Here is a 24,151-nt window from a genome sequence, read left to right on the forward strand (position 1 = left end):
GAAGGCGGTTCGCTGCAGCCAGCCGGCGGTTCGCTGCATCGATGCGGCGTTTGGCGCGCATTGAGCTAGGATCGCGGGCATGAGCCACTCCGCCGCCCCGCGCGTGCCGATGATCAGCTGGCGATGGATCGCCCTCTTCTGGTTCGCCGCCGCCTTGTTCGAGGCGACCCAGTCGCTCTTCATGCAGCACGCGATGGGGCGCCGCGGCGGCGAGGCGCTGCTGTTCGCGATCGAGCTGACGGGCTGGCTGCCCTGGGCGCTGGCCACGCCCTTCGTCATCGAGCTGGCGCGGCGCCATCCACTTGTCCCCTCGCCGACGGCGCGGGGCATCGCTGCGCACCTCACGGCGCTCTTTGGAATCACGATGATCGCGGAGGGGTGGTCCGCGGCCCTCCACATGCTGTTCAATCCCTGGGCGCATCGTCAGGCGCCGACCTTCTTGGACACGCTCGGCGCGACGCTGATCTTCCACGGGCTGATCTGCCTGTTCGCCTACATGCTGATCCTCGCCATCACCTATCTCGTGGACTCGCGGGACAAGGTAGCGCGCAAGGTGGCCGAGACCGCTCGGCTGGGCGAGGAGCTCTCCAAGGCCCAGCTCGCCGCGCTGCTCCGTCAGATGGAGCCGCACTTCCTGTTCAACACGCTCAACTCGATCGTCGGACTGATCCGCGACGATCGCAAGGCGGCGGCGGTCGACATGATCGTGGGGCTCAGCGAAATCCTCCGCCGCGCCTCCCAAGATCACAAGCCGGTGGTGTTCCTCGCCGAGGAGCTCGAATATGTTCAGCGCTACGTCGACATCCAGAAGGTCCGCTTCGGCGAGCGCCTCACCTACCGCGTGGACGTAGCGGAGGCGCTGACGAACGCGCAGGTGCCGAGCCTGCTGCTCCAGCCGCTCGTCGAGAATGCCATCAAGCACGGCCTTGCCGAGCGCGTCGCCGGCGGCGAGATCCGCGTCGCCGCGGTTCAGAACGGCGCGGTGCTATCCCTCAGCGTCTATAATGACCGCCCGGCCCTGGCCGCCGATTGGGAGACCGACGGCGCGGGCGTCGGCCTCGCCAATCTGCGCACGCGGCTGGGGATCATGCACGGCGACGCGGCCGATCTCGCCGTCAGGAACCTGGACGGCGGCGTCGAGGTGGTCGTGACATTGCCGCTGGTGGTGGCCCCATGACGCTGCCCCCGCCCATCCGCGCGCTCGTCGTCGACGACGAGCCACTCGCCCGGCGCAATCTCGTCGTCCTGCTGAAGGGCGATCCCGAGATCGGCGTGATCGGGGAATGTGCCTCCGGCGCGGAGGCCGTCGCGGCGATCCGGCAGCGCAAGCCTGACCTGCTGTTCCTCGACGTGCAGATGCCCGAATGCGACGGTTTCGACGTGCTCGAGCTGCTCGGCAGCGATTGCCCGCAAACGACGATATTCGTCACCGCCCATGATGAATATGCGCTGCGCGCCTTCGAGGCGGGGGCGCTCGACTATCTGCTGAAGCCGTTCGACGACGCGCGCTTCGCGCGGGCGCTGGCCCGCGCCAAGGAACGGATCGCTCTCCATGCGACGCACCGCCACGCGCCCCGACGCCTGGCCGTGAAGACGCCTCGTCAATTGCTCTTCATCGATATGTCCGACGTGGATTGGGTGGAGGCCGCAAGCTACTATGCCTGCCTTCACGTCGGGCCGAACACGCACCTGATCCGCCGGACCATGGCGGAGCTCGAGCGCGATCTTGGCGACGCCTTCGTCCGCATTCACCGCTCGACGATCGTCAACCTCCGACGCGTCGCCGGGCTGGAGCTGCAAAGCTCCGGCGACTATGCGGTCGTCCTGCTGAGCGGCATCCGGCTGCGATTGAGCCGGGGCTGCCGGCAAGCGCTGGAGATGCGTTTGAGGCAGGAATCTCGGTAGAAAGGGCGCAGAAGATGCCGCGCGAAGCCACTTCGTCGAGAGGTTTGCCGATGAAGTTCGGCCTAAGGGCTGCCACGACAGGCGACGTGCCTCATCTGCCGGGCATCGAGCGCTCCGCCGCCAAAGCCTTTCTGAGCCTGCCTGATCTGGCCTGGATCGCCGACGATGCGGTGCAGAGCGAAGAGCGTCACAGGGCGCTCATCGAGAACCGCACCGCCTGGGTAGCGACCGACGAAGGAGGCTCGCCGATCGGCTTTCTGAACGGGGAAGTCTTCGAAGGCTGTTTTCACATCCTCGAAGTGGCCGTGCGGCTCGACGCTCAGGGCCAGGGAATTGGCCGCGCGCTGATCGACCTCGCCGGCCAGTTCGCCGCGGCGAACGAGTTGGCCGGATTGACGCTCACTACGTTTCGCGACGTTCCCTGGAACGAGCCTCTTTATCGCCGCCTGGGTTTTAGAATCGTCGAGAATAGCGACCTGACACCGAAGCTTGCGAGAATTCTCGAGGACGAGGCGGGGACCGGCCTTCCTGCAGAACGGCGCTGCGCGATGAAATTGACCGGAGCTCGATGAGTGGCCGCACGTCTCTTCCTGCTGCCATCGCTCTTGTCGGCGACGACGGGGAGAGCCCCCACTGGCAGCTGGTCGGCGGCGCCCGCTACATGCATCTGTGGCAGTGGACGGCGGCCGGCCCCCGGCTGCTCACCAGCTAGAGCTACGACCATGCCGAGGTGGAGGAGTAGAGGGGAGTTCGACACGGCTTGGGCGCGCCAATTAAGTATTATGTCCTGGAACTCACCGGAATTCGCGTGAGGCGGTTATCGAGGCACGCAGACTATCGACATGCGTGCAGGATCGTGGATCAGCGCTTGAGTGTTCGCTGGAGGCGCAACTTGGCGCCGAGCCCAGTCCCGGGCACTCTGACACTCGGAGCCACTACGGTAGTCGACTCTCGTGATGAAGCCCCCGTCGGAAACAATAAGTATGTGTGGCCCCTCGCCCAACTGGTCTTCCGGCCGGCTCGCAACCAGAGAACCATTCGCCCATGTTCGTTCCCAAGGAGAACATTCGAGGCGGCCAGCAGGACAGGGCGCGACAGGCTCATCCGAGGACGGAGGCACAGGATCACCAGGAGAATGTCGATCAGCCTGCCAAAGAATAAGCAGAGCGAGAATTCGTACTATCACGACAGCCTTCCCGCCCTTTCTAGAAGGTATAGCACTCTCGGCGTATTCGGGTAAGATTGGCACTGGGGAGGGTGCAATCATGGATCTGGCGACACGACTTACCGAGCTGGCGGCACGAACAGAGAAGCATCGGGAAATCCTGCTTACCGAGGAAGCGGCCAAGACGGCACTCGTTATGCCATTCTTGCAGGCGCTGGGATATGACGTTTTCAACCCTGCGGAGGTCGTGCCAGAATTCACCTGCGACGTCGGCACGAAGAAGGGCGAGAAGGTCGATTACGCCATATGCGAGGAAGGAAAGGTCAAGATCCTCGTGGAGTGCAAGCCTTCGACTGCGGAACTGAGCATCAATCATGCCTCGCAGCTCTTCCGCTATTTCATGGTCACCGATGCGCGCCTTGCGATCCTCACGAACGGAGCTGTGTACAGATTCTACTCGGACATCGACCAACCCAACAAGATGGACAGCGAGCCCTTCTTCACCTTCACGATGGATGCCATCAAGCGTCAGGATCTCCGGATCCTTGAGAAGTTTAGCAAGGCCAATTTCAATATCGACGCGATTGTCGAGGCGGCTGGTAACCTGAAGCTGGAATCTCTCATCCGAAAGGAAGTCGAAAAGGAGGTGGCTGAGCCGTCGGAGGAGTTCACCCGCCTCATTGCCGGCCGGATCCACGGGGGCCGAGTGACCTCTACCGTGAAAGAGAATTTCCAGCGCCTGATCGCGAACGCCTTCAACTCGATCGTGCGGGATGTGGTCAACGACCGTCTCACCAATGCTCTCAATGCAACCACGCTGCCGGAAGAGGATGAAGCCGAACCTGCGACTGATGACGTGATCATCACCACGCAGGAGGAGATCTCCGGTTACCACATAGTCCAAGCGATTGCCGCGAAGCACGTGGACCCCAAGCGGGTAGTGATGCGGGATGCGAAATCCTATTGCGCTATTCTGCTCGACGACAACAATCGGAAGTCACTCGCTCGGCTGCATTTCAACGGCATTGCAGTCAAGTATGTGGGAACGTTCTCAGGAAAGGGTGAGGAGCGTCACCAGATCCAAGATCTGACGGATATCTATAAGCTGTCCGACAGGATTGAAGCGAGGATCAAGGAGTTGGATGGCTGAGCATGTGCAGCCCTAACTGTGTACTGTCAGCGATATTCACTGGAGCGCCAGCCAGGACTAAATGACGGTCAGGGCTGGGCTTCGCCATAGGGGCTTCCGTAACAATAGCCCCCCGCCGGACCATGTTCGGACCAATCGCCATTCACGCTCTGACACGATTCGATCGCCCGTTGCTCTCGCAGCCACCAGCCGGCGCAGAACGCCAAAACAGCCACGACGACGGCTACAAAGGTGACTCGCCACACCCTCACATCCTTGCGACGACAACCGGGCGCCTGCAATGGCGGGAACCACGCAGGCGGATTAAGAGCAGATCCCCAGCGCCTCCCTCACTTGGTTACGGTCTCGTTCACTCCCCAGCCCCGCTCGTCACCGCGCCATGCGAGGCACTCCCCACCAGCCGCGCATATTTGGCATAGGCGCCGATCACGTCCGGCCGCCGCGGCAGCGCCACCGGTTCCCGCGCGTTCAAGTCGGCGTCGGTCTCGATCACCCGCGCGTCGACGTCGATGACGATGCGGTCGCCGGTCCTCAGGCGGCCGATCGGGCCGCCGCGGGCGGCCTCGGGGCTGACGTGGCCGACCATGAAGCCGTAGGTGGCGCCGGAGAAGCGGCCGTCGGTGACCAAGGCGACGTCGTTGCCGAGGCCGCGGCCCTGGATGGCGGCGGTGATGGCGAGCATCTCGCGCATGCCGGGGCCGCCGACCGGGCCCTCGCCGCGGATGACGACGATGTCGCCGGGCTCGATCTGGCCGTGGGTGAGGGCGTCGAAGCAGGCCTCCTCGCCGTCATAGACCTTGGCGGGGCCGTCGAAGCGCAGCTTGCCGTGCCCGGCCAGTTTCACGACGCAGCCTTCGGGGGCGATGTTGCCGTAGAGTATGCCGTAGCCGCCGCGCGCCTTGATCGGCTGCTCGGGGGTGACGATCACCTCCTGGCCGGGAGTCTCCTCGGCGCCTTCGAAGGCGGCGAAGAGCGAGCCGCCGGTGACGGTCGGCGCGTCGGTGATGAGTCCGGCCTCCATCAGCCGCCGGCCGAGCAAGGCGGAGCCGCCGGCGGCGGCCATGTCGGGGGCCATGAAGCGGCCGCCGGGCTTCAGGTCGGCGATGACCGGGGTGGCGCGCGAGATCTCGTCGAACAGGTCGATGTTGAAGTCGTGCTCGGCGATCCCGGCCTCGCGGGCGATGGCGAGGAGATGGAGGACGAGGTTGGTCGAGCCGGCGGTGGCGGTGCCGGCGACGACGGCGTTCCTGAGGCTCGCCGGGGTGATCAGGCTGCGGGCGTTGCGGCCGGCGCGGACGGCGTCGACCAGGATCCGGCCCGCTTCCTCGGCGGCCTTGGGCTTGCCCGGATGGGTGGCGGGGATGTCGTTGAGGCCGACCGGGGAGAGGCCGAGGAAAGTCATGGCGAGCGCCATCGTGTTGGCGGTGAACTGGCCGCCGCAGGCGCCGGCGCCGGGGCAGGCGGCCTTCTCGACCTCGAGCAGCTCGCCGTCGCCGATCGTGCCGGCGCTGTGGGCGCCGACCGCCTCGAACACGTCCTGGATGGTGAGGGCCTTGTCGCCCAGCCGGCCGGGCATGATCGAGCCGCCGTAGAGGACGACGCTCGGCAGATCGAGCCGCGCCGCCGCCATCGCCGCGGCGGGGATGGTCTTGTCGCAGCCGACCAGGAAGAGGACCGCATCGAGCATGTGGCCGCGCACCGCCAATTCGGCGGAATCGGCGATCACCTCGCGGCTCATCAGCGAGGCGCGCATGCCGGGCGTGCCCATCGAGATGCCGTCGGTGACGACGATGGTGTTGAAGTCGACCGCAGTGCCGCCGGCCTGCTCGATGCCGCGCCGGGCATGCTCGGCGAGGCCGCGCAGGTGCATGTTGCACGGGGTGACGGTCGACCAGGTGTTGACGATGGCGATCATCGGCTTCGCCATGGCCTCCTCGTCATAGCCGGCGGCGCGGAGCATGGCGCGGGCCGGGGCGCGGGCGGGGCCCTCGACGAGATCGTGGGAGGGGAGGGTGGGGGATTTGGTCATGACTTGGGGGACCTCGTCTTCTGGTTCCCCTCCCTGCACGCAGGGAGGGGCTAGGGGTGGGTGCGTTCGCCTCGGTCTCGTCGTTCGAGGGTCGGGTCGTCGGCGCCGGCGCTGGGCTTCGGGCCTACCCACCCCCGGCCCCTCCCTGCGTGCAGGGAGGGGAGATTAGAGGGCGATTACTCGCAAGTACTTGCAAATCATGGACTCTTTCCCATTGCCCTTCGGCTTCACCATTTTGTTAAGGTTCTTGTCCCACAAAGGGCAAGGTTTTTTGCAGTGCGGCAAATGAGGGGGTTGCGCTCCCGGCGCCGCCCTGTCTATGCTTTGGATCGATCGCGGCCTCGTGCCGCTGGCTTGGGAATTGGACGTGCTGCTGAACGCGAATATCAGCGCCGACATCCAGACGGTGACGCTCCGCGCCGCCGACGCCCTCCTTATTACCCTCGTACTTATTAGCGCCCCATCGGGAGCGGTGCCCGGCTCTGGCTGAAGGTCTAGATAGAAAAGACCCTTAAACAGAACCCCCCGCTCCCACCGGAGCGGGGGGTTTTTCTTTGTGACTTCGCGAAGGAGAACCTCAAGTGGAACGAATCTACACAGACCAGGATGCCGACCCGGCGGCGCTCGCCGGAACCATCGCCGTCATCGGCTATGGCAGCCAGGGGCGCGCCCATGCCCGCAACTTGCGTGACAGCGGCTTCGACGTCGTCGTCGGCGCTCGCGCCGGCGGCCCGGCCGAGAAGAAGGCGAAGGCCGACGGCTTCAAGGTGACGAGCCCCGCCGAGGCGGCGAAGGGCGCCGCCTTGGTGGCGATGCTCACCCCGGACATGACCCATCGTTCGGTCTATGCCGAGGCGATCGCGCCCAACCTGGCGCCTGAAGCGGCCCTGCTCGTCGCCCACGGCTTCTCGGTCCATTACGGCGAGGTCGATCCGCGCGCCGACATCGACGTCGTGCTGGTCGCGCCCAAGGGGCCGGGCGACCTCGTCCGCCGCGAATATGAGATCGGCCGCGGCGTGCCGTCGCTGTTCGCGGTCCAGCAGGATGCGAGCGGCGGCGCCCGCGCCAAGGCGCTGGCTTATTGCCAGGGGATCGGCGGCACCAAGGGCGGCGCGATCGAGACCAGCTTCGCCGAGGAGACCGAGACCGACCTGTTCGGCGAGCAGGCGGTGCTGTGCGGCGGCGCCAGCGAGCTGGTCGTCTCCGGTTTCACGACCCTGGTCGAGGCCGGATACAAGCCGGAAATCGCCTATTTCGAGTGCCTGCACGAGCTCAAGCTGATCGTCGACCTGCTCTACGAGGGCGGTCTCGCCAAGATGCACCAGTTCGTGTCCGAGACCGCCAAATATGGCGACCTCGTCTCCGGCCCCAGGGTGATCAACAGCGACACGCGCGAGCGGATGCGCGAGATCCTGCGCGACATCCGCACCGGCAAGTTCGCCCGCGAGTGGATCGAGGAGAATGCGGCGGGCAAGCCCAATTACAAGGCGATGCTCGAGGCCGACCTCGACCAGCCGATCGAGAAGGTCGGCGCGCGCCTGCGCAACCAGATGGCGTGGCTGCAGTCGCAGCCCGAGAGCGAGGCGGCGTGATGTCGGGCGCCCATTTCGTCGCCCCTGCGCAGGCAGGGGCCCAAGCGGCGTTCGCGCCGGGTGGTGAGTCCGCTTGGACCCCTGCTTTCGCAGGGGTGACGAGTGGGGCTCTCCGGCCCGCCGCTTACGGCCGGGGAGCCTGATCATGCGTGGGAACGCCTCCGCCGTTCAGCCCCTTCGTCCCCAGGCCGAGCCGGTCAGCGGCGCGCGCCTGGTCGTAGAGGCGCTGGAGCGCGAGGGCGTGACCCATGTCTTCGGCTATCCGGGCGGCGCGATCATGCCCGTCTATGACGCGCTGCCCGGTTCGGGCCTGACCCACATCCTGGTCCGGCACGAGCAGGCGGCGGCCCTGGCCGCCGACGCCTATGGCCGGGTGACCGGCAAGCCGGGCGTGTGCATCGCCACGTCCGGCCCTGGCGCCACCAACCTGGTCACCGGCATCGCCAACGCCTTCATGGACAGCGTGCCGATGGTCGCGATCACCGGCCAGGTCGCCTCGCCTTTGATGGGGACCGACGCGTTCCAGGAAGTCGACATCTTCGGGATCACCCTGCCGATCGTGAAGCACAGCTACCTGATCCGGCGGACCGAGGACATTCCGGTGGTGTTCGCCGAGGCCTTCGCCTTGGCGCAGTCGGGGCGGCCCGGGCCGGTGCTGATCGACCTGCCCAAGGATATGGGCCAGCAGAAGGTCCACCTCTCCGGCAATTTCGAGCCGCCGGCGGTGGCCGGAGTGCCGGCACCGGACGCGGCGGCGATCGCCTTGGCCAACCAGTGGATCGCCGAGGCGAAGACGCCGATCCTCTATTTCGGCGGCGGCATCGCCATCGCCCGCGCCGAGCGGGCGCTGCGCGAGTTCGCGGCACGAAGCGGCATCCCCTCAGTCGCGACCCTGAAGGGGCTGGGCGCACTGCCGACCGACGCGCCGGGCTTCCTCGGCATGCTCGGCATGCACGGCACCCGCGCCGCCAATACGGCGATCGACGGCGCCGACCTCCTGATCTGCGTCGGTGCCCGGTTCGACGACCGCGCCACCGGCAAGCTCGACACCTTCGCGCCGCGGGCGCGGGTGATCCATGTCGACGGCGACCCGGCCGAGATCGGCAAGCTGAGAGCGGCCGATATCGGCATCGCCGGCGACCTCAACGCCGTGCTCGACCGGCTGACCGCGCGGCCGGCCGATATCGGCGAATGGCAGCGGACCTGCGCCGACAATCGGGAGGCCTGGCAGTTCCGCTACGATGCCCCCGGCACCGGCATCTACGCGCCGGCCCTGCTCAAGCAATTGTCGGAAGCGGCCGGCGACAAGCTGATCATGACCTGCGACGTCGGCCAGCACCAGATGTGGGTGGCGCAGCATTGCCGCTTCACCCGGCCGCAGGCGCACCTGACCAGCGCCGGGCTGGGGACGATGGGCTACGGCATCCCGGCCGGAATCGGCGCCCTGCTGGCGGAGCCGGAGGCGACCGTGATCACCGTCAGCGGCGACGGATCGATCATGATGAACATCCACGAGCTGGCGACGATCCGGCGCTACCGGCTGCCGCTCAAGATCCTGCTGCTCGACAACAGCGCACTGGGCATGGTCCGGCAGTGGCAGGAACTGTTCTTCGAGGGCAATTTCTCCGAGGTCGACCTGTACGACAATCCCGACTTCGCCGAGGTCGCCCGCGCCTTCGGGATCGAGGCGTTCACGATCGACTATCGGTCCGAGGTTCCCGGCGCGATCGAGCGCCTGCTGCGCACCGAGGGACCGATCCTCTGCCACGCGCGGATCGATCCGCGCGAGAATGTGTGGCCGCTGGTGCCGCCCAACAGCTCGAACATGAACATGATGGAGAAGAGGCCATGAACGAACGGCTCGTCGTCGAATTCGCCCCGGCGGAAGGGGCGGTCCTTCGCATGCTCGGCCTCGTCGAGCGGCGCGGCTTCCGGGTCAGCGGCCTGGGCATGAGCGAGCAGCCCTGCGGCAGCCAGGCGAGCCTGTCGCTCGAGCTGGTCGCGCGCGATGCCGGCCGGCGGGTCGAGGTGCTGGGGCTGCAGCTGCAGCGCCTGCACGGCGTCTCCCGGGTCACCCATGCGAGCGCGGTCGCGCGGGAGCGGGCGGCATGAGCGAGGACCGAGTACGCATCTTCGACACCACCCTGCGCGACGGCGAGCAGGCGCCCGGCTTCTCGATGATGGAGGAGGGCAAGCTCCGCGTCGCCCGCGCGCTGGCGGCGCTGCGGGTGGACGTGATCGAGGCCGGCTTCGCCGCCGCCTCGCCCGGCGATTCACGCGCGGTGAGCGCGGTCGCCAGGGCGATCGAGGGGCCGGTGGTCTGCTCGCTGGCGCGGGCGATCAGGGGCGATATCGATGCCGCCGCTTCGGCGCTGGCGCCGGCGGCGCGCAAGCGCATCCACGTCTTCCTCGGGACCAGCCCGATCCACCGCGAAGCCAAGCTCCACATGAGCCGGGAGCAGGTGCTCGAGGCGATCCGCGCCCAGGTCGCCTATGCGCGCGAGCTGGTCGACGATGTCGAATTCTCGGCCGAGGACGCGATCCGCACCGAGCGCGACTATCTCGTCGAGTGCCTGAGCGCGGCCGCCGCGGCCGGGGCGACGACGCTGAACGTGCCCGACACGGTCGGCTACACCACCCCGGACGAGATATACGAGCTGTTCCGCCATCTCGCCGACCATGTCGACCGGACGCCGGACGTGATCTTCTCGGCCCATTGCCACGACGATCTCGGCATGGCGGTCGCCAATTCGCTGGCGGCGGTGCGGGCCGGGGCGCGGCAGGTGGAATGCGCGGTCAACGGCATCGGCGAGCGGGCGGGAAACTGCGCGCTCGAGGACGTCGTCATGGCGCTGAAGACCCGGGCCGACCATTTCGGCGTCGGCACCGGCGTCGACACGACCAAGATCATGGCGGCGAGCCGGGCGCTCGCCCAGGTGACCAGCGTGTCGCCGCCGCGCAACAAGTCGATCGTTGGCGCAAACGCGTTCGCGCACGAGGCCGGCATCCACCAGCATGGCGTGCTCCAGAACCGGCAGACCTACGAGATCATGAAGCCCGAGGATATCGGGCTCGACACGGACGGCATCGTGCTCGGCAAGCATAGCGGCCGCCACGCTTTGACGGCGCGGGCGCGCGAGCTCGGCTATTTCCTGGAAGGGGAGAAGCTCGACGAGGCGTTCGCCGCGTTCAAGGAGCTGGCGGACGAGATCGGCATCGTCGACACGGCCCGGCTGCTCGCTCTGCTGTCGAGCGTCGAGAGCGGACGCAACGCGCGGCCGTGGAGCCTGTCGCGGGTCGAGATCCGCGCGCCAATGGCCGGCAAGCAATGGCCGGTGGCTCGGGTCGAGATGGAGCATGGCGAGCGCGGCCGGGTGACCGACATCGGCACCGCGCCGGGCGCGCTCGACGCCGCCATCGCCGCGGTCAGCCAGATCATGGGCGTGCCGGGCCGGGTCGAGGGGCTGGAGATCCAATATGTCGCCGCCGATCCGGACGAGGCGACCAGCGACGGCCAGGGCGCGACCGTGCTGGTCGAGATGGGCATCTCGATCGACGGCGAGGTCTTCGCCGGCCGCGCCCGTGCCCGCGACGTCCTGCCGGGCTGCGTCGCCGCCTATATCGACGCGGCCGGCAATGCCGACGCCGTCCGCCAAGTCCGCGCCGCCCGCGCCGAAGCGGCGAAGGCGGCGTGAGGGTGGCGGTGAGCGAGACGGCGCAATGTTCTCTCCCCGCAAGGGGGAGGGAGAAGTTCCACCCGTGCGGGCGGGACGGCGAGGAGTGAGAGCGTGAAGAGGATCGTGCTGCTGCCCGGCGACGGGATCGGGCCCGAGGTGGTGAGAGAGGCGCGTGCGTGCCTGGAGCTGCTGTCGGACGGCTGCGAACTCGGCCTCGAATTCGAGGCGCGGGATTTCGGCGGCGTCGCGATCGACCGGCATGGGCTGCCGCTGCCCGCGGAGACGCTGGCGGCGTGCCAAGGCGCGGACGCGATCCTGCTCGGCGCGGTCGGCGGGCCGAAATGGGACGGTGCGCGCGAACGGCCGGAGGCGGGGCTGCTGCAGCTGCGCGGCGCGCTCGGCCTGTTCGCCAATCTCAGGCCGGCGCGGGTGATGCGCGGGCTCGTCCATCTTTCGCCGCTGCGGCCGGAGCTGGCGCAGGGCGCCGACATCCTCGTCGTGCGCGAGCTGACCGGCGGCGCCTATTTCGGCGAGAAGGTCCTCGAGGCCGACCATGCCTCCGATTTGTGCGCCTATAGCCGCGCCGAGATCGAGCGGATCGCCCATGTCGCCTTCGCCGCCGCCCGGCGCCGGCACAAAAGGGTGACGTCGGTCGACAAGGCCAATGTCCTCGCCACCTCGAAACTGTGGCGGCAGGTGGTCGGCGAGGTTGCGCTCGGCTATCCCGACGTGACGCTCGACCATCTCTATGTCGACGCGGCGGCGATGCTGCTCGTGACGTCGCCGCGGCGGTTCGACGTGATCCTGACGGAGAACCTGTTTGGTGATATTCTCTCGGATGAGCTGGCGGTGATCGGCGGGTCGATCGGCATATTGCCGTCGGCGAGCGTCGGCGCGGCGCCGCCGGCCCTGTTCGAGCCGATCCACGGATCGGCGCCCGACATAGCCGGGCTCGACATCGCCAATCCGGCGGGGACGATCGCGGCGGCGGCGATGCTGCTCGGCCATCTCGGCCGGCCGGACCTGGAGAGCCTGCTCGTCGACGCAGTCGAGAGCACGCTCGCCGACGGCTGCCGGACCGCTGATCTGGGCGGATCGGACAGCTGCTCCGAATTCGGTGCGGAGACGCGCGAGCGGCTGAAGGAGCGGATCTCGGCGCGCGACGCCCATCTCGCCCTCATCGCGATGAACCGGGGATGCTGCGGATGACCGAGGCGGCCCCGAAGACGCTCTACGAGAAGATCTGGGACGCGCATGTCGTCGAGCGGCGCGAGGACGGGACGTGCCTCCTCTATATCGACCGCCATCTCGTCCACGAGGTGACCTCGCCGCAGGCGTTCGACGGGCTGCGGGCGAAGGGGCGGCGGGTGCGGCGGCCGGACCTGACGCTGGCCGTGCCCGACCATAATGTGCCGACCACCCGCCGGGTCGGCGACAATGGCCGGCGCGAGCCCGTGCTCGATCGCCGCAGCGCCGAGCAGCTCGCCGCGCTCGAGGGCAATGTCCGCGAATTCGGCGTGCCCTACATCCCCGACATCGCCGCCGAGCAGGGCATCGTCCACGTCGTCGGACCGGAGCAGGGGTTCACCTTGCCGGGAACGACCCTGGTCTGCGGCGACAGCCACACGGCGGCGCACGGCGCTTTGGGGGCGCTCGCCTTCGGCATCGGCACCAGCGAGGTCGAGCATGTCCTCGCCACCCAGACCTTGTGGCTGAAGCCGTCGCGGACGATGGAGGTGCGGGTCGAGGGGGACTTGCCGTTCGGCGTCTCGCCCAAGGACCTCATCCTTACCCTGATCGGGCGGATCGGCACCGCCGGCGGCACCGGCCACGTCATCGAATATCGCGGCAGCACGTTCGATCGGATGAGCATCGAGGGCCGGCTCACCGTCGCCAACATGTCGATCGAGGCCGGCGCCCGCTCCGGCCTGTTCGCGCCGGACCAGCGGACGTTCGACTATCTGAAGGGCCGGCCGATGGCGCCGGCCGGCGACGACTGGCGGCGGATGGAGGCCTATTGGCGCACGCTGGCCACCGACGAAGGCGCCGCCTTCGACCGGCAGGTCTTCCTCGACGCCGCCGAGATCGCGCCGAGCGTGACCTGGGGGACCAGCCCCGAGGACGTCGTGCCGGTCACCGGCCGGGTCCCCGATCCGGACAGCTTCGAGGATCCGGCCAAGCGGGCCGCCGCCCGCAAGTCGCTCGACTATATGGGCCTGGAGCCGGGCATGGCGATGGCGGACGTCGCGGTCGACCATGTCTTCATCGGCAGCTGCACCAACAGCCGGATCGAGGATCTGCGCGCCGCCGCCGAGGTCGTCCGGACGCGGCGGATCGATCCGCGGATCAAGCAGGCCTTGGTCGTGCCCGGTTCCGGGCTGGTCAAGCGCCAGGCGGAGAAAGAGGGCCTCGACCGCATCTTCCTCGAGGCGGGGTTCGAATGGCGCGAGCCCGGCTGCTCGATGTGCCTGGCGATGAACCCGGACCGGGTGCCGGCGGGCGAGCGCTGCGCCTCCACCTCCAACCGCAACTTCGTCGGCCGGCAGGGCCCGGGCGCGCGCACCCATCTGGTCTCGCCGGCGATGGCGGCGGCGGCGGCGGTGACCGGACGGCTGGCGGACGTCAGGGAGCTGGTCGGATGAACGGCGTCACGCGCGTCGAGGGACGGGCGATCCCGCTCGGGCTCAGGAACGTCGACACCGACATCATCATCCCGGCCGACCACCTGAAGACGGTGACCCGCGAGGGGCTGGGCGCCCACGCCTTCGAGACGATCCGCGCCGAGCCCGGCAACGTCTTCGACGATCCGCGCTATTCGGGCGCGCCGATCCTGATCGCCGGCGACAATTTCGGCTGTGGATCGAGCCGCGAACATGCCGCCTGGGCGCTGCTCGACCTCGGGATCAAGGCGGTGATCGCGCCGAGCTTCTCCGACATCTTCGCCGGCAACGCCTTCAAGAACGGCATCGTCACCGTCGCGCTCGACCCGGCGGCGGTTGATCGCCTGCTCGAAATCGCGCAGGATCAGAGCCTCGCGATAGATGTCGAGGCCCTGAAGGTCACGGCGGCGGGTGAATCGTTCACCTTCACGCTGGACCCGTTTCGGCGCGAATGCCTGCTCAAGGGGCTGGACGAGATCGGCGTCACGCTGGAGGCCGAGCCGGCAATCGCCGACTACGAGGCGCGTGCGCCGATGCTCGGCTGGAAGCCGGCGAAGCCTTCGGCCGAGCGGCGGCTCGGTCTGAGGTTCGGCTGAAGGCGTGACACGATCTAGCTGTATGGAATGACGATGACCCGAGCGACGACGAACCCTCCCGCCCGCCAGGGGCTCTACGACCCGGCCAACGAGCGCGACGCCTGCGGCATGGGCTTCGTCGCCGACGTCAAGGGACGCCGATCGAACCAGATTGTCGCCCAAGGGCTGCAGATCCTGGTCAATCTCGACCATCGCGGCGGCGTCGGCGCCGACCCCGAGATGGGCGACGGCGCCGGCTGCCTGATCCAGATCCCCGATGCCCTGTTCCGCGACTGGGCCGACAAGGCGCGGCTGAACCTGCCGGCGCCGGGCGACTATGCGGTGGCGATGTGCTTCCTGCCGCGCGACGAGGCGAGCCGCGCCGCGGCGATGGAAAGGTTCGAGCGCTTCATCCGGATCGAGGGGCAGGTCCTGGTCGGCTGGCGCGAGGTGCCGGTCGACACGAGCGGGATCGGCGGATCGGTGATGGCGACCATGCCCGACATCCGCCAGGCGGTGGTCGCCCGCGGCCCCAACGTGAAGGACCAGGACGCGTTCGAGCGCAAATTGCTCGCCATCCGCAAGCAGACCCAGAACCCGCTCACGGACCTGGCGCGGAAGCGCGATCTTCCGGGCCTGGCGGAATTCTACGTCGCCTCCTTCTCGAGCCGGACCCTCGTCTACAAGGGCATGCTGCTCGCCCACCAGATCGGCACCTTCTACAAGGACCTCGCCGACCCGCTCACCACCTCGGCGCTGGCGATGGTCCACCAGCGATTCTCGACCAACACCTTCCCGTCCTGGCGGCTGGCCCATCCCTACCGGTTCATCGCCCATAATGGCGAGATCAACACGCTGCGCGGCAACGTGAACTGGATGAACGCGCGCCGGCGCACGCTCGAATCGCCGCTGATCGGCGCCGATCTCGACAAGATGTGGCCGATCATCCCGCACGGCCAGTCGGACACGGCCTGCCTCGACAATGCGCTCGAGCTGCTGCTCGCCGGCGGCTATTCGCTGCCCCATGCGGTGATGCTGCTCATCCCGGAGGCCTGGGCCGGCAATGCCCGGATGGAGCCGAACAGGCGCGCCTTCTACGAATATCATGCCGCCTTGATGGAGCCCTGGGACGGCCCCGCCGCCATCGCCTTCACCGACGGCCGCCAGATCGGCGCCACCCTCGACCGCAACGGCCTGCGTCCTGCCCGTTTCCTCGTCACCGACGACGATCTCGTCGTCATGGCCTCCGAATCCGGCGTGCTGCCGATCCCCGAGGAGAGGATCGTGCGCAAATGGCGCCTGCAGCCGGGCAAGATGCTGCTCATCGACCTCGACCAGGGCCGGATCGTCGAGGACGAGGAGGTCAAGGCGAGCCTCTCCGGCGCCGCGCCCTATCGCGAGTGGCTGCAGGAGACCCAGTTCAACCTCAAGGACCTGCCGCAGGGCGCCGAGGGCGCCAAGCACACCGATCCCGGCGACCTGGCGACGCTCCAGCGCATCTTCGGCTACACCCAGGAGGATCTCAGATTCTTCCTGGCGCCGATGGCGCGGGACGGCGACGATCCGATCGGATCGATGGGCACCGACACGCCGCCGGCGGTGCTGTCGGAGCGGCCGCGCCTGCTCTACGACTATCTCAAGCAGAATTTCGCCCAGGTCACCAACCCGCCGATCGACCCGATCCGCGAGAGCCTGGTCATGTCGCTGGTGACGATGATCGGGCCGCGCCCGAACCTGCTCGGCCACCAGGCCGGCACCCACAAGCGGCTGGAGGCGTCGCAGCCGATCCTCACCAACGAGGATCTCGAGAAGATCAGGTCGATCGAGGAGACTCTCGACGGCGCCTTCCGGACGACGACCCTGGACGCGACCTGGCCCAAGGGCGGCGACGCCCAGTCGCTCGAAGCGGCGCTGCAGCGGCTGTGCTGGGAAGCGACCGAGGCGGTGCTCGCCGACGTCAACGTGCTCGTCCTGTCCGACCGGGCGGCGGGCCCGGAGCGGATCCCGATCCCGGCGGCGCTCGCTACCGGCGCGGTCCATCACCACCTCATCCGCCAGGGCCTGCGCATGCAGACCGGGCTCGTCATCGAGACGGGCGAGGCGCGCGAGGTCCATCATTTCTGCGTGCTCGCCGGCTACGGCGCCGAGGCGGTCAATCCCTGGCTCGCCTTCGAGACGATCGCGGCCCTGTCCGACGCGCCCAATGCCCAGGCCAATTACATCAAGGCGATCGGCAAAGGCATTTTGAAGGTGATGTCCAAGATGGGCATCTCAACCTACCAGAGCTATTGCGGCGCCCAGATCTTCGACTCGATCGGCCTCGGCGAGGCGCTCGTCGATCGCTATTTCACCGGCACCCGCACCACCATCGGCGGCATCGACCTGCCCGAGCTCGCCGAGGAGACGGCGAAGCGGCACCGCGCCGCCGTCGCCGATGACGAGGCGCTCGATCTCGGCGGCCTCTACGGCCAGCGCATCGGCGGCGAAACCCATGCCTGGACCCATGACAGCGTCGCCAACCTTCAGCATGCGGTGCGCGGCAACCTGCCCGAGAAATATCGCGCCTTCGCCGCCGAGCTCAACGCGCAGAGCCGCCGGCTGCTCACCGTCCGCGGCCTGCTCGACTTCCGGCCCGCCGGCCCGGCCGTCGGGATCGACGAGGTCGAGCCGGCGGCCCAGATCGTCCGCCGCTTCACCACCGGCGCGATGAGCTTCGGGTCGATCAGCCGCGAGGCGCACACCACGCTCGCCGTCGCGATGAACCGGATCGGCGGCCGCTCGAACACCGGCGAGGGCGGCGAGGAATCCGACCGCTTCCGGCCGCTGCCGTCGGGCGACTCGATGCGCTCCGCGATCAAGCAGATCGCCTCCGGCCGCTTCGGCGTCACCGCGGAATATCTGGTCAATGCCGACGAGCTGCAGATCAAGATCGCCCAGGGCGCCAAGCCCGGCGAGGGCGGCCAGCTTCCGGGCCACAAGGTCGACCGGCACATTGCCAGCGTCCGCCATTCGACGCCCGGCGTCGGCCTGATCTCGCCGCCGCCGCACCACGACATCTATTCGATCGAGGATCTGGCTCAGCTGATCCACGATCTGAGGAGCGTCAATCCCGCCTCGCGCGTGTCGGTGAAGCTCGTCTCCGAGGTCGGCGTCGGCACCGTCGCCGCCGGCGTCGCCAAGTGCATGGCCGACCATGTCACCATCGCCGGCTACGAGGGCGGCACCGGCGCCTCGCCCTTGACCTCGCTGACCCATGCCGGCCTGCCCTGGGAGATCGGCCTCGCCGAGACCCAGCAGACCCTGGTGCTGAACGGCCTTCGCGAGCGGATCTGCGTCCAGGCCGACGGCGGGCTTCGCACCGGCCGCGACGTCGCCGTCGCCGCCATGCTCGGCGCCGACGAATATGGCTTCGCCACCGCGCCCTTGATCGCCGCCGGCTGCATCATGATGCGCAAATGCCATCTCAACACCTGCCCGGTCGGCATCGCCACCCAGGATCCGGTGCTCCGCGCCCGCTTCACCGGGACGGCCGAGCATGTGATCAACTATTTCTTCTTCGTCGCCGAGGAGCTGCGCGCGATCATGGCGGAGCTCGGCGTGCGCAGCGTCGACGAATTAGTGGGACGCACCGACCTGCTCGTGGCGCGCGATGCGGAGGAACATTGGAAGGCGCGCGGGGTGGACCTTCAACGGCTGCTGGTCCAGCCGGACACGGGCGGGCTGCGCCGGCACAGCGAGCCGGTGCGGCGCGAGGCCGGATCGCCGGTCGATCGCCAGCTCATCGACACGCTCGACGGGCCGATGCCGGTACGGATCGAGCGTGCGGTCAACAACGTCATGCGGTCGATCGGTGCTTCCCTGTCCGGGGAGATCGCCCGCCGCCACGGCCATGACGGGATGCCGGAAGGGAGCCTCCACGCGCGGCTGATCGGCACGGCCGGGCAGAGCTTCGGCGCCTTCCTTTCCCGCGGCGTCACCCTCGAGCTGGTCGGCGATGCCAACGATTATGCCGGCAAGGGTCTGTCCGGCGGCCGGTTGATCGTGCGCCAGCCCGACGACGTTCCGCGCGACGCGGCCGCCAATATCGTCGTCGGCAATACCTGCCTCTATGGCGCGACCGAGGGCGAGGCCTGGTTCGCCGGAGTCGCCGGCGAGCGTTTCGCCGTCCGAAACTCGGGCGCGCTCGCGGTCGTCGAGGGGACCGGCGACCATGGCTGCGAATATATGACCGGCGGCATGGTCGTCGTGCTCGGCGCCGTCGGCCGCAATTTCGCGGCCGGCATGTCCGGCGGCATCGCCTATGTCTACGATCCCGACAATCAGCTCGAGCCGCAATGCAACCTCGCCGGCGTCGACCTCGAGCCGGTCCGGCCCGGCTATTCGGGGGCGGGTTTCGACCCGTCGATGCCGATGGCCGAGCCGCTGCGCCACGATGCCGAACGGCTCCGCCTGCTGGTCGAGCGCCATTTCGAGCTGACCGCGAGCGCCCGCGCCCGTGCCCTGCTCGACGACTGGGGCGCCGCCGTCGGGCGGTTCGTCAAGGTCGTTCCCGTCGATTATCGCCGCGCGCTCAACGAGCTCGAGGCCGCGGCCGTGGCCGCCGAGTGAAGAAGGACTAGGCCCGATGGTCAATCCCACTGGTTTCCTGGAGATCGAGCGGCGCGACCGCCCCTATCGGCCGGTGCGCGAGCGCCTCAAACATTGGGGCGAGTTCGTCGAGCCGCTGCCGACCGGCGAGGTTCGCCGCCAGGGCGAGCGCTGCATGGATTGCGGCATTCCGTTCTGTCACAATGGCTGCCCGGTCAACAATCTGATCCCGGACTGGAACGACCTGGTCTCGCGCGACCAGTGGCGCGCCGCGCTCGAGCGGCTGCACCGGACCAACAACTTCCCGGAATTCACCGGGCGGGTCTGCCCGGCGCCCTGCGAAGCGGCCTGCACATTGAACCTCGACGACGATCCGGTGACGATCAAGACGATCGAGTGCGAGATCGTCGACCGGGGCTGGCGCGAGGGCTGGATCGTGCCGCAATGCGCCGACCGCGGCACCGGCAAGCGCATCGCCGTCGTCGGCTCGGGCCCGGCCGGCCTCGCCTGCGCCCAGGAGCTGGCGCGGATGGGTCACGCCCCCACGGTCTTCGAGAAGGCCGACCGGATCGGCGGCCTGCTCCGCTACGGCATTCCCGACTTCAAGATGGAGAAGGGGCTGATCGACCGGCGCGTCGCCCAGATGGAGGTGGAAGGGGTGATCTTCCGCACCGGCATGGAAGTCGGCGCGACCGTCTCGGTCGAGCGGCTGATGGACGATTATCAATGCCTCGTCCTTGCCGGCGGGGCCGAGCAGCCGCGAGACCTGCCCGTGCCGGGGCGCGAGCTCGGCGGCGTCCATTTCGCCATGGACTATCTCGTCCAGCAGAATCGCCGCGTCGCCGGCCTTTCCGAGCAAGGCGAGCCGATCACCGCTTTGGGCAAGCATGTCGTGGTCATCGGCGGCGGCGATACCGGCTCCGACTGCATCGGCACCGCCAATCGCCAGGGCGCGGCCTCGGTCACCCAGCTCGAGATACTGCCGCAGCCGCCGCTCAAGGAGGATAAGGGGGTGAGCTGGCCCTATTGGCCGATGAAACTGCGCACATCCTCCTCGCAGGAGGAAGGATGCGATCGCGAGTTCGCCGTGGTCACCCGCCGCTTCGTCGGCGACGGCGAGGTGCGCGCGCTGGAATGCGAGCGCAATGGCGAGACCTTCGAGATCAAGGCCGATCTCGTCCTCCTCGCCATGGGTTTCACCGGCCCGCCGCCGGGCGGCATCGTCGACAAGGCCGGGGTCCGGATCGACAGCGCCAGCCCCTACGCCACGCCGCGCGACGGCATCTTCGCCTGCGGCGACATGCGCCGGGGCCAATCGCTCGTCGTCTGGGCGATCCGCGAGGGCCGCGAATGCGCCGCGGCCGTGGACGAATGGCTGAAGGTGCGGGAGGCGACGCAATAGGGGCTTTACGCCTCCCTATGCTTGCGTGATGTTCAAATGAGCCTTATATCGGGCTCAGTTGAACAGGATGAGACATGCTCGCCGAAGCCCGTGACATTGCCGGATCGCTGGGACTGAAGCGGCTTCGCGGATCGCCGCTGGCCCTCGTCGAGTCGATCAAGTCGGGGCTTCCGCTGGCCTCGCTCGAGCGGCTCGCGGCCACGGTCGCGCCCGGTGATCCCCGCTTCGTCCATCGCTTCATCCCGCGCGCCACCCTGACGCGCCGGAAGAGCCAGGCCGAGCCGCGCCTTACCGTCGACGAAGGCAATCGCGTCGCCGCGCTCGCCAAGGTCTGGGACTTCGCGATGGAAATCTACAGGGACGAGGAGAAGGCCCGCGCCTTCCTGCATCGCCCCCACATGCTGCTCGACGGGCAGAAGCCGATCGACGTCGCGGTCGAGACCGGCGTCGGCGCCGACCTGGTGGTGAACCTGCTCGGCAGCGCGGCCTATGGCGGCGCGGCATAGACCGGGCCTCGTCGACCGGGTCCTCCACGGCTTCCGGATCGGCGACCCGGCCGGAAAGTACCCGATCTTCGACGACGAAGGGTCCCGGCTCTATCCGGGCCGCTGGAACACCGCCTCGACGCCGATGCTCTACGCGTCGGAACATTATTCGACGGCGCTGCTCGAGAAACTGGTGAGCTTCAGTGCCGTGCTGCCGGCCAACCAGCATCATATCCGGATCACGATCCCGCCCGGCGTCTCCTACGAGACGTTCGATCCGGGGCGGCATCCCGGCTGGGACGGCGCCGATCCGTCGATCACGAAAGGCTATGGCGCCAACTGGCAATCCGAGGGGCGATCGCTCCTCCTGATCGTGCCGTCCATCCCCGGCGGCCGGATCGACCGCAACTTCCTGATCAACCTCAGGCATCCGCAAGCCGCGCAGCTCAGCCACGACATGCCGGTCCCGGTCTGCTGGGACAGCCGCCTGTTCGCACGCGGCTAGAGTCAGTTCTGGCTCAAGGCATCGAACGGCGACCCTAACCGACTTTGTCATTTGATCCCCGGGCCGGCCGTGCATCATATCGTTGCTGCACATCGACTTGGGGGTTCGACATGCAGCGCATCACCACTCTTCCCGTCGCCGCCCTGCTGCTGACGCTCGCCGCGCCGGCGGCGGCCGCCGAGAGGGCGATCGAGATCACCCGCTGTCCGGCGCCGCTCGGCACCATGGCCGTGGCCGAAGGCGACATGCAGGGATGGACGCGGTACGGCCTCGGCAGTCCGCGCGAGCTGATCGGCGCGATCGTCGAAAGCTCGGGCTGCTTCACCCTGCACGATCCGAATTCGACGCGACCCGCGGATTACCTGCTCGTCGCCGTCGCCGGCGACCGCGCGGAGATCGACCGCACCGTCCACCTGGCCCGCGCCGGCATGACCGAGGCGGCGCTTCGAAGCGGGCTGCTCGGCCGCGTTCCGGTGGTCGGCGGCGCGCTCGGCCTGATGCGCGGCTTCGGCGGCCAGCGCCGTACCGTCACGGCGGGCCTGAGGGTGATGGATCCCGCCAACGGCCGCACCCTGGCGGCGGGGACGGGACAGTCGAGCCGGGCCTCGATCAGCTGGGGGCAGCAGGCGCAAGGCGAGGGGCGGCTCGGAACCTATACCAGCTCGCGCGACGGAAGGCTGGTCAGCGCCGCCTTCGCCGCCGCGTTCAACGAGATCGCCGCCCAGTCCGTCCAGATCCCGCCTCGGCAGGCGCCGGAGCCGACCGAGGCGATCGAACTGTCGGAGGCGGCGCCAGCAGCGGCGACGGATCTCGCCGGCGAGGCACCGGAAGCCGTCGCCGCATCGTCGACGCCCACGCCCGCCGAGCCGGCCGCCATGGCCGTTGCGGCGGCGCCGGGCGGGCCGAACCGATGATGGCGCCCCGCCGCCGCCCTGCCTCGAGCGCTTTCGATGCGGCCCGTCTCTGCCTGTTCCGGGCGGTGTCGCTGCTGACCGTCATCGCCGCCATCTCCCTGACTGCGGCGACCGCGGGTCTCGTCGCTGCCAATGCGCACAATCTTTTCATTCCCCTCATCGGCGGCTGAGGCAGGAGCCGCGCGACGAGGGGGGAGGGGACGGGCCGGCCCCGCGCGCCGGCCAACGCGCATCGCCGCCACCGGTCAGGGCGTGAGGAGCCTTCCGGCGGCGGCGAACGCGCCGTCCCTCTTCATCCCGGCGGCCACGGCCATCGCCTTGTGCCGCGTCTCGGCGGCCAGCGCGGTGCCGAGCGCCGCAGACAAGGTCTCGGCCGTCGCGATCGGCCCGTCATGGGCCGCGCCGATGCCCAAGGCGGCAACCCTGCCGGCCCAGTAAGGCTGGTCGGCGACCTGTGGCACTACCACCTGGGGCGTGCCCGCTATCGCCGCCGCCGTCGTCGTCCCGGCGCCGCCATGATGGACGATTGCGGCGACACGGCCGAACAGCGCCTGCTGGTTGACCTCGCCGACGGCGAAGACGTCGCCGCCGTCGTCGCTCCGCTCGAGCCCGGCCCAGCCCCGCGAGAGGACGGCCCGGCGCCCGTGAGCGCGTGCTGCCGCGATGGCGACTCCGGCGGGATCCGGAGAGCCGATCATCGCCATGCTGCCGAAGCCGACATAGATGGGCGGTTCGCCGGCCTCGAGAAAAGCCTCCAGATCGGAAGGCAAAGGCCGTTCGTCGGGCAGGATCCAGGCGCCGGTCTGTACCGCCTCGAGCTCTTCGCTCGGCGGCCAGGGGCCGAGCAGCGGATCGGTTGCCACCCAGGGATGCTCCGTGAACACGCCGTCCCGGACATTGTCGAACGTCGCGAGGCCGATCGACGCACGAAGGGAGTTGGTCGCCTCGCCGAACAGCGCGTTCATCGCCTCGGCATTGTGGTCCCACAGCGCCCGGTTGTCGGCCATCCCCGGCGGATGCGGCCAGCCCGGATAGGCGAGGGGCGGATGGTGCGGCGACGGCAGGATGATCGGACAGAATGTCACCATGACGAAGCGGATGCCGCGCTGCTCCGCGACCGCCTGGGCAGCGGCGACCGACGGGAAGAGGCCCGTCGCCACGATCGCATCGCAGCCGTCCGCCGCGGCGGCGGTCGCCTCGAATTGGGCCGGCAAAATCCTCGCCGCGAGAGCCGGCAAAGCGAGGCCGGATTGCCGCGCAGTCTCGATCCATCGGCGTACCGGCATGAAGGCCGGCGTCAGCGGCAGCCCGGCGCGGTCCAGCAATCCGGTGAATTCCGCATCGGCCGGCGCGCACAGCCGCGCCTCGGCGCCGAGGGCCTGCAGCGCCAGGCCCAGCCCGGCCAGCGGCTGGACGTCTCCGCGCGATCCGTAAGTCGATAACAGCACACGCATGTCGGCATCTCCCTCCGTGACGAATCAAGGGCGAGGTTCATGGGCCAGGAC

21 protein-coding genes are annotated in these 24,151 nt (G+C 68.5%); 19 read left to right on the top strand and 2 right to left on the bottom strand.

What is annotated here, in order from left to right; genetic code table 11:
- Window positions 1-79 precede the first annotated feature (79 nt).
- The 5 genes from DDE10_RS08460 (at window position 80) to DDE10_RS08475 (ending at window position 4,220) form a co-directional block, all read left to right on the top strand.
- A complete protein-coding gene (locus DDE10_RS08460) occupies window positions 80-1,177 on the top strand; it encodes a sensor histidine kinase (RefSeq protein WP_114952338.1) in 1,098 nt (365 codons plus the stop codon).
- Complete coding sequence (locus tag DDE10_RS08465) at window positions 1,174-1,905, top strand: LytR/AlgR family response regulator transcription factor (protein WP_114952339.1); 732 nt, start codon at window positions 1,174-1,176, stop codon at window positions 1,903-1,905. The genes DDE10_RS08460 and DDE10_RS08465 overlap by 4 nt, the downstream gene beginning before the upstream one ends.
- 14 nt (window positions 1,906-1,919) lie before the next feature.
- A complete protein-coding gene (locus DDE10_RS08470) occupies window positions 1,920-2,477 on the top strand; it encodes a GNAT family N-acetyltransferase (RefSeq protein ID WP_284734528.1) in 558 nt (185 codons plus the stop codon).
- On the top strand, window positions 2,474-2,617 hold the full coding sequence (locus DDE10_RS23405; RefSeq protein ID WP_162806493.1) for a hypothetical protein: 144 nt from the start codon (window positions 2,474-2,476) through the stop codon (window positions 2,615-2,617). Before DDE10_RS08470 ends, DDE10_RS23405 begins: the two co-directional genes overlap by 4 nt.
- A 553-nt stretch (window positions 2,618-3,170) precedes the next feature.
- A complete protein-coding gene (locus DDE10_RS08475; RefSeq protein ID WP_114952341.1) occupies window positions 3,171-4,220 on the top strand; it encodes a type I restriction endonuclease in 1,050 nt (349 codons plus the stop codon).
- Window positions 4,221-4,569: 349 nt separating this feature from the next.
- Here DDE10_RS08475 and ilvD read toward each other — a convergent pair whose 3' ends face one another.
- Entirely contained in the window at window positions 4,570-6,249 is a 1,680-nt protein-coding gene (gene ilvD / locus DDE10_RS08480) for a dihydroxy-acid dehydratase (RefSeq protein WP_114952342.1), read from the bottom strand.
- Window positions 6,250-6,568: 319 nt separating this feature from the next.
- Between ilvD and DDE10_RS23410 the strand changes: the two genes are divergently transcribed.
- The 14 genes from DDE10_RS23410 to DDE10_RS23415 all read left to right on the top strand — a co-directional run bounded on the left by DDE10_RS23410 (window position 6,569) and on the right by DDE10_RS23415 (window position 22,816).
- Window positions 6,569-6,739 (top strand): hypothetical protein, encoded by a 171-nt coding sequence (locus tag DDE10_RS23410; protein WP_162806494.1) that lies wholly within the window; start codon window positions 6,569-6,571, stop codon window positions 6,737-6,739.
- 91 nt (window positions 6,740-6,830) lie between these two features.
- Window positions 6,831-7,841: a ketol-acid reductoisomerase gene (gene ilvC, locus DDE10_RS08485; RefSeq protein WP_114952343.1), complete on the top strand. Its 1,011-nt coding sequence runs from the start codon at window positions 6,831-6,833 to the stop codon at window positions 7,839-7,841.
- 145 nt (window positions 7,842-7,986) lie between these two features.
- The gene (ilvG, locus tag DDE10_RS08490) at window positions 7,987-9,693 is read left to right on the top strand and encodes an acetolactate synthase 2 catalytic subunit (RefSeq protein ID WP_114952344.1); all 1,707 of its coding nucleotides are present in this window, start codon (window positions 7,987-7,989) and stop codon (window positions 9,691-9,693) included.
- Entirely contained in the window at window positions 9,690-9,953 is a 264-nt protein-coding gene (locus tag DDE10_RS08495) for an ACT domain-containing protein (protein WP_114952345.1), read from the top strand. The genes ilvG and DDE10_RS08495 overlap by 4 nt, the downstream gene beginning before the upstream one ends.
- The gene (locus DDE10_RS08500) at window positions 9,950-11,536 is read left to right on the top strand and encodes a 2-isopropylmalate synthase (protein ID WP_114952346.1); all 1,587 of its coding nucleotides are present in this window, start codon (window positions 9,950-9,952) and stop codon (window positions 11,534-11,536) included. The genes DDE10_RS08495 and DDE10_RS08500 overlap by 4 nt, the downstream gene beginning before the upstream one ends.
- 93 nt (window positions 11,537-11,629) lie before the next feature.
- Window positions 11,630-12,727 carry a 3-isopropylmalate dehydrogenase gene (leuB, locus tag DDE10_RS08505; RefSeq protein ID WP_114952347.1) on the top strand — a complete coding sequence of 366 codons (1,098 nt, stop codon included), beginning with the start codon at window positions 11,630-11,632 and terminating at the stop codon, window positions 12,725-12,727.
- The gene (leuC, locus tag DDE10_RS08510; protein ID WP_432653720.1) at window positions 12,724-14,160 is read left to right on the top strand and encodes a 3-isopropylmalate dehydratase large subunit; all 1,437 of its coding nucleotides are present in this window, start codon (window positions 12,724-12,726) and stop codon (window positions 14,158-14,160) included. The genes leuB and leuC overlap by 4 nt, the downstream gene beginning before the upstream one ends.
- Window positions 14,157-14,774, top strand: coding sequence for a 3-isopropylmalate dehydratase small subunit (gene leuD, locus DDE10_RS08515; protein WP_114952349.1), 618 nt, complete (start codon window positions 14,157-14,159; stop codon window positions 14,772-14,774). Before leuC ends, leuD begins: the two co-directional genes overlap by 4 nt.
- A 33-nt stretch (window positions 14,775-14,807) precedes the next feature.
- Window positions 14,808-19,361: a glutamate synthase large subunit gene (gene gltB / locus DDE10_RS08520; protein WP_114952350.1), complete on the top strand. Its 4,554-nt coding sequence runs from the start codon at window positions 14,808-14,810 to the stop codon at window positions 19,359-19,361.
- A 16-nt stretch (window positions 19,362-19,377) separates the two neighbouring features.
- Window positions 19,378-20,742 carry a glutamate synthase subunit beta gene (locus DDE10_RS08525; protein WP_114952351.1) on the top strand — a complete coding sequence of 455 codons (1,365 nt, stop codon included), beginning with the start codon at window positions 19,378-19,380 and terminating at the stop codon, window positions 20,740-20,742.
- 74 nt (window positions 20,743-20,816) lie between these two features.
- Window positions 20,817-21,248 (top strand): Xre family toxin-antitoxin system antitoxin, encoded by a 432-nt coding sequence (locus DDE10_RS08530; protein WP_114952352.1) that lies wholly within the window; start codon window positions 20,817-20,819, stop codon window positions 21,246-21,248.
- Entirely contained in the window at window positions 21,232-21,732 is a 501-nt protein-coding gene (locus DDE10_RS08535; protein WP_114952353.1) for an RES family NAD+ phosphorylase, read from the top strand. The genes DDE10_RS08530 and DDE10_RS08535 overlap by 17 nt, the downstream gene beginning before the upstream one ends.
- A 110-nt stretch (window positions 21,733-21,842) precedes the next feature.
- The gene (locus tag DDE10_RS08540; RefSeq protein ID WP_114952354.1) at window positions 21,843-22,646 is read left to right on the top strand and encodes a hypothetical protein; all 804 of its coding nucleotides are present in this window, start codon (window positions 21,843-21,845) and stop codon (window positions 22,644-22,646) included.
- Window positions 22,643-22,816 carry a hypothetical protein gene (locus DDE10_RS23415; protein WP_162806496.1) on the top strand — a complete coding sequence of 58 codons (174 nt, stop codon included), beginning with the start codon at window positions 22,643-22,645 and terminating at the stop codon, window positions 22,814-22,816. Before DDE10_RS08540 ends, DDE10_RS23415 begins: the two co-directional genes overlap by 4 nt.
- 75 nt (window positions 22,817-22,891) lie before the next feature.
- On the opposite strand, the gene DDE10_RS08545 is transcribed toward DDE10_RS23415, so the two are convergent.
- Window positions 22,892-24,100, bottom strand: coding sequence for a glycosyltransferase (locus DDE10_RS08545; protein WP_114952355.1), 1,209 nt, complete (start codon window positions 24,098-24,100; stop codon window positions 22,892-22,894).
- Window positions 24,101-24,151 lie beyond the last annotated feature (51 nt).

Source organism: Sphingosinicella terrae, from assembly GCF_003347635.1.
Taxonomy (GTDB): Bacteria; Pseudomonadota; Alphaproteobacteria; order Sphingomonadales; family Sphingomonadaceae; genus Allosphingosinicella; species Allosphingosinicella terrae.

Coding starts and splice junctions, on each gene's coding strand:
- DDE10_RS08525 (WP_114952351.1), top strand. CDS start 19,378: ATGGTCAATCCCACTGGTTTCCTGGAGATCGAGCGGCGCGACCGCCCC.
- gltB (WP_114952350.1), top strand. CDS start 14,808: ATGACCCGAGCGACGACGAACCCTCCCGCCCGCCAGGGGCTCTACGAC.
- DDE10_RS08470 (WP_284734528.1), top strand. CDS start 1,920: ATGCCGCGCGAAGCCACTTCGTCGAGAGGTTTGCCGATGAAGTTCGGC.
- DDE10_RS08535 (WP_114952353.1), top strand. CDS start 21,232: ATGGCGGCGCGGCATAGACCGGGCCTCGTCGACCGGGTCCTCCACGGC.
- leuC (WP_432653720.1), top strand. CDS start 12,724: ATGACCGAGGCGGCCCCGAAGACGCTCTACGAGAAGATCTGGGACGCG.
- leuD (WP_114952349.1), top strand. CDS start 14,157: ATGAACGGCGTCACGCGCGTCGAGGGACGGGCGATCCCGCTCGGGCTC.
- DDE10_RS08475 (WP_114952341.1), top strand. CDS start 3,171: ATGGATCTGGCGACACGACTTACCGAGCTGGCGGCACGAACAGAGAAG.
- DDE10_RS08500 (WP_114952346.1), top strand. CDS start 9,950: ATGAGCGAGGACCGAGTACGCATCTTCGACACCACCCTGCGCGACGGC.
- DDE10_RS23410 (WP_162806494.1), top strand. CDS start 6,569: ATGCTTTGGATCGATCGCGGCCTCGTGCCGCTGGCTTGGGAATTGGAC.
- DDE10_RS23405 (WP_162806493.1), top strand. CDS start 2,474: ATGAGTGGCCGCACGTCTCTTCCTGCTGCCATCGCTCTTGTCGGCGAC.
- DDE10_RS08460 (WP_114952338.1), top strand. CDS start 80: ATGAGCCACTCCGCCGCCCCGCGCGTGCCGATGATCAGCTGGCGATGG.
- DDE10_RS08495 (WP_114952345.1), top strand. CDS start 9,690: ATGAACGAACGGCTCGTCGTCGAATTCGCCCCGGCGGAAGGGGCGGTC.
- DDE10_RS08530 (WP_114952352.1), top strand. CDS start 20,817: ATGCTCGCCGAAGCCCGTGACATTGCCGGATCGCTGGGACTGAAGCGG.
- ilvD (WP_114952342.1), bottom strand. CDS start 6,249: ATGACCAAATCCCCCACCCTCCCCTCCCACGATCTCGTCGAGGGCCCC.
- DDE10_RS08465 (WP_114952339.1), top strand. CDS start 1,174: ATGACGCTGCCCCCGCCCATCCGCGCGCTCGTCGTCGACGACGAGCCA.
- DDE10_RS08540 (WP_114952354.1), top strand. CDS start 21,843: ATGCAGCGCATCACCACTCTTCCCGTCGCCGCCCTGCTGCTGACGCTC.
- DDE10_RS23415 (WP_162806496.1), top strand. CDS start 22,643: ATGATGGCGCCCCGCCGCCGCCCTGCCTCGAGCGCTTTCGATGCGGCC.
- ilvG (WP_114952344.1), top strand. CDS start 7,987: ATGCGTGGGAACGCCTCCGCCGTTCAGCCCCTTCGTCCCCAGGCCGAG.
- DDE10_RS08545 (WP_114952355.1), bottom strand. CDS start 24,100: ATGCGTGTGCTGTTATCGACTTACGGATCGCGCGGAGACGTCCAGCCG.